A 4301-nucleotide genomic window follows, 5' to 3' on the forward strand; every position below is an offset into this window, starting at 1 on the left:
AGTATCAGCCATGGGTCTCGCCGGGGCCCAGCGCGGGCGCGGCCGGGGCGTCGGCGCCGCCCGGCCCGGTCCCCGCCGAGAGGCCCGGATGGTCATAGTCATGACCATGGCCATCTGACATGCCGTCAGCTACCGTCCCCCACCACACACGTAAGGGGGACCTCCCATGCCTGTCTCGGTCGTACGTTTCAACCTCGTCGAACCCGGCGCCACCCCCGCCTCGCTGGGCGCCCGCTACCGGGCCGCCCTGGAGATGGCCGCGTACGCCGACGAGCACGGAATCACCACCGTGCAGACGGAGGAGCACCACGGCGTCGCCAACAACTGGATGCCGTCGCCCTTCGCCTTCGCGGGCGCGGTGTTCGGCGCGACCCGGCACATCGCGGTGACCGTCTCCGCGGTCATCGGCCCGCTGCACGACCCGCTCCGGCTGGCCGAAGACATCGCCGTACTCGACCTGTTGAGCGGCGGCCGGCTGGTGACCGTCGCCGGGATCGGCTACCGCCCGGAGGAATACGCCCAGTTCGACGTGGAGTGGAAGCAACGGGGCAGGCTCCAGGACGAGTTGCTGGAGACGGTCCTGAAGGCGTGGTCCGGCGAGGAGTTCGAGTACCGGGGCCGTACGGTACGGGTCACCCCTCGCCCGTTCTCCGACCCGCACCCGCTGCTCCTGGTCGGCGGCTCCTCCAAGGCCGCCGCGCGTCGGGCCGCCCGGCTCGGCCTGCCCTTCTTCCCCAGCGCGCACCTGCCCGAGCTGGAGGCCTACTACAAAGAGCGGCTGGTCGAGTACGGCACCGAGGGCTGGACGATGATGCCGGGCGCCGAGACCCCGCTGCTGCACATCGCCGAGGACCCGGACCGGGCCTGGGCCGAGTACGGCGCGCACTTCCTGCACGAGGCGCGGACCTACGCCTCCTGGCAGTCCGGGGAGATCCGCTCGGCGGTGAAGTCCGGGGCCACCACCGTGGCCGAGCTGCGCGCGGAGGGCGTCTACCGCATCCTCACGCCGGACCAGTGCGTGGCGCTGGGCCTCGACAATCTCGTACTGCATCCGCTGGCGGGCGGGATGCCGGTGGAGGAGGGATGGCGCGGCCTGCGGCTGTTCGCGGAACAGGTGCTGCCGAGGCTCGCGGAGTGACTCTTACCCGTAACCGGTGGACCGGCCGGTCCACCGGTGGTCCACTGCGGTCATGACCTTGGCAGTGGATGTGTTCCTGCGTGACGCGGACGGCCAGTGGAACGTGCTCGACGTTCCGGAGGGGTGCAACGACTCGGCCGGGTTCGAGAACTGGCGCGAGACCGTGTGGGGTTCGCCGGCCGTGCGCTCGCTCGGTGCCACGTATCTCCCCGTGCTGGCCTCCAGCGACCTGTACGTCGAGGCCTCGGACGTACCGGAGTTCCTGCGCGAGCTCGCGCTGCTGCGGGCGCATCTCGAAGCCGTCGCCAGGGCGGTCGGGGAACGGTCCGACCTCGTCGGGAGCAGGCTGGACAACATCGAGTCGGCCGCCCTGCGCGCCCGGGAGATCGGCGGCGGCGTACTCATTTGGTGACCGAGGGATTCGGGGAGACGGGCGGCGGGGGATTGAGCCCGTCTCCCCGAGCTTGTGGGGAGGGCCAGGTCAGCCCATGTCCTCCAGCTTCTTGCCCTTCGTCTCCTTCACGAACTTCAGGACGAACGGGATGGAGAGCGCGGCGAAGACCGTGTAGATCACATAGGTCGCGGAGAGGTTCCAGTCGGCCAGCGACGGGAAGCTCGCGGTGATGGCCCAGTTGGCGATCCACTGCGCGGAGGCGGCGACACCGAGGGCGGCGGCGCGGATCTTGTTCGGGAACATCTCGCCGAGGAAGACCCAGACCACGACACCCCAGGACAGGGCGAAGAAGAGGACGAAGACGTGGGCCGCGATCAGCGCGGTCCAGCCCTGCGCGGAGGGCAGCTTGCCGTCGACGAGGTCGTAGGAGAAGGCCCAGGCCTCCAGCGCGAGACCGACGACCATGCCGACCGAGCCGATGAGGGCCAGTGGCCTACGGCCGATGCGGTCCACGAAGATCATGGCGATCACGGTGCCGATGATGTTCACGATCGACGTCGTGAAGGAGTAGAAGAACGACTCCGTGGGGTCGACGCCGACCGACTGCCACAGCGTCGAGGAGTAGTAGAACGCGACGTTGATGCCGACGAGCTGCTGGAAGGCCGAGAGGCCGATGCCGACCCAGACGATCGGCTTGAAGTAGAAGCCGCCACCGCCGAGCAGGTCCTTGAAGGTCGACTTGTGCTCGCTCTTCATCGCGTGCTCGATCTCGGCGACGCGGGCGTCCAGGTCGATGTCGTCGCCCTCGACCTCGCGCAGCACCGCGTGGGCGCGGTCCAGCTTGCCCGCCGAGATCAGGAAGCGCGGGGACTCGGGGATCGCGAAGGAGAGCAGGCCGTAGAGGACGGCCGGGACCACCATGACGCCGAGCATGACCTGCCAGGCCTCCAGGCCCATGAGCTGCCCGCGCTGGTCGCCGTCGGCGGCGTTCAGCAGACCCCAGTTGACCAGCTGCGAGATGGCGATGCCGATGACGATCGCGGCCTGCTGGAAGGAGCCGAGCCGGCCGCGGTAGGCGGGCGGGGAGACCTCGGCGATGTAGGCGGGGCCGATGACGGAGGCCATGCCGATGGCGAAGCCGCCGATGATCCGCCAGAAGGCGAGGTCCCAGAGCGCGAAGGGCAGCGCCGAACCGACGGCACTGATCGTGAACATCACCGCGGAGATCTGCATACAGCGGATACGGCCGATGCGGTCGGCTATGCGGCCGGCGGTCGCGGCACCGATCGCACAGCCGATCAGGGCGATCGCGATGACCTGGGCGAGGGCCGCGGAGCCGATGTCGTAGCGACTGCGGATCGCCTCGACGGCGCCGTTGATCACGGAGCTGTCGTAGCCGAAGAGGAAGCCGCCCATCGCGGCCGCCGCCGCGATGAAGATGACGTGCCCGAGATGTTCGGGATGAGCCGACCCGGCTCCTGACTGAGGTGCCTGCGCAGTGCTGGTCACGTGTAACTCCTGAGGCCACCGGCGTCGCTGCCGGGGTGCGGGGGGGGGCGACCCTTCCAGTGGCGCACAGCTTCCCGCTGCCCACCACCTGAAGGTAAAAGCAACGCTGAAGAGACTATGCCTTCAAGTTTCGAAGTCAACAGGGGGCCTCTGTGAAGTTCAGCGCCGCAGGTGACCGCACAGAGTTCAAGACTTGAACGCTTGGTGAGGGTCTAGCGAAGGCGCTGGGAGATGACCTTCGAGACGCCGTCGCCCTGCATGGAGACGCCGTACAACGCGTCGGCGACCTCCATCGTGCGCTTCTGGTGGGTGATCACGATCAGCTGCGAGGCCTCCTGCAGCTCCTGCATGATCCGGATCAGCCGCTGGAGGTTGGTGTCGTCGAGCGCCGCCTCGACCTCGTCCATCACATAGAACGGGCTGGGCCGCGCCTTGAAGATCGACACCAGCAGCGCTACGGCGGTCAGGGACCGCTCCCCGCCGGAGAGCAGGGAGAGCCGCTTGACCTTCTTGCCGGGCGGACGGGCCTCGACGTCGACACCCGTGGTGAGCATGTTGTCGGGATCGGTCAGGATCAACCGCCCCTCGCCTCCCGGGAACAGCCGGCTGAAGACACCCTCGAACTGCAGGGCCGTGTCCCGGTACGCCTCGGTGAAGACCTGCTCGACGCGCTCGTCGACCTCCTTCACCACTTGAAGCAGGTCGGCGCGGGTCTTCTTCAGGTCCTCCAGCTGCTCGCTGAGGAACTTGTGCCGCTCCTCCAGCGCCGCGAACTCCTCCAGCGCGAGGGGGTTCACCTTTCCCAGCTGCTGGTAGGCCCGTTCGGCGGACTTGAGCCGCTTCTCCTGCTCCGCGCGGTGGAACGTACGGGGCTGGTTGCGCGGGTCCTCCGGATCCTCGGGCAGCACCTCGCCCTCGGCGGCGAGCGAGGGCGGCACGAGCTGATGCGGCCCGTACTCCTCGACGAGCCCCGCCGGCTCCACCCCCAGCTCCTCCAGCGCCTTGCTCTCCAGCTGCTCGATCCGCATGCGCTTCTCGGCACCGAGCACCTCACCGCGGTGCACCGAGTCGGTCAGCTTGTCGAGCTCGCCCTTGAGGTCACGCCCCTGGTTGCGGGCGGCGGCCAACTCCTGCTCGCGCCGCGCCTTAGCGGCATCGGCGGCGGTGCGCTCCTCGTCGGCACGGCCGAGCGACACCTCGACATGCACGAGCAGCTGCCGCGCCCCGAAAGCAACGGCCTCCGCCACGGCCGCCTCGTGA

4 protein-coding genes are annotated in these 4301 nt (G+C 68.9%); 2 read left to right on the forward strand and 2 right to left on the reverse strand.

Translation table 11 applies throughout. The annotated features are described in order from the left end of the window. Positions 1–166 precede the first annotated feature (166 nt). A complete protein-coding gene (locus R6V09_RS47230) occupies positions 167–1138 on the forward strand; it encodes an LLM class flavin-dependent oxidoreductase (RefSeq protein WP_317887625.1) in 972 nt (323 codons plus the stop codon). 52 nt (positions 1139–1190) lie between these two features. Beyond that, positions 1191–1550 (forward strand): hypothetical protein, encoded by a 360-nt coding sequence (locus tag R6V09_RS47235; RefSeq protein ID WP_442810268.1) that lies wholly within the window; start codon positions 1191–1193, stop codon positions 1548–1550. Positions 1551–1619: 69 nt separating this feature from the next. Here the strand turns inward: R6V09_RS47235 and R6V09_RS47240 are convergent, their stop codons facing one another. Next, positions 1620–3041 carry a sugar porter family MFS transporter gene (locus tag R6V09_RS47240; protein WP_317887627.1) on the reverse strand — a complete coding sequence of 474 codons (1422 nt, stop codon included), beginning with the start codon at positions 3039–3041 and terminating at the stop codon, positions 1620–1622. A gap of 212 nt (positions 3042–3253) precedes the next feature. Beyond that, the coding region (locus tag R6V09_RS47245) for an AAA family ATPase (protein ID WP_317887628.1) at positions 3254–4301 on the reverse strand (1048 nt) is incomplete at its 5' end.

Origin of the sequence: Streptomyces sp. W16, from assembly GCF_033194735.1 — a bacterium.
Taxonomy (GTDB): domain Bacteria; phylum Actinomycetota; class Actinomycetes; order Streptomycetales; family Streptomycetaceae; genus Streptomyces.

What these genes read in the sequence shown, in the direction of transcription:
- R6V09_RS47230 (WP_317887625.1), top strand. Translation starts at nt 167, where the DNA reads ATGCCTGTCTCGGTCGTACGTTTCAACCTCGTCGAACCCGGCGCCACC.
- R6V09_RS47235 (WP_442810268.1), top strand. Translation starts at nt 1,191, where the DNA reads ATGACCTTGGCAGTGGATGTGTTCCTGCGTGACGCGGACGGCCAGTGG.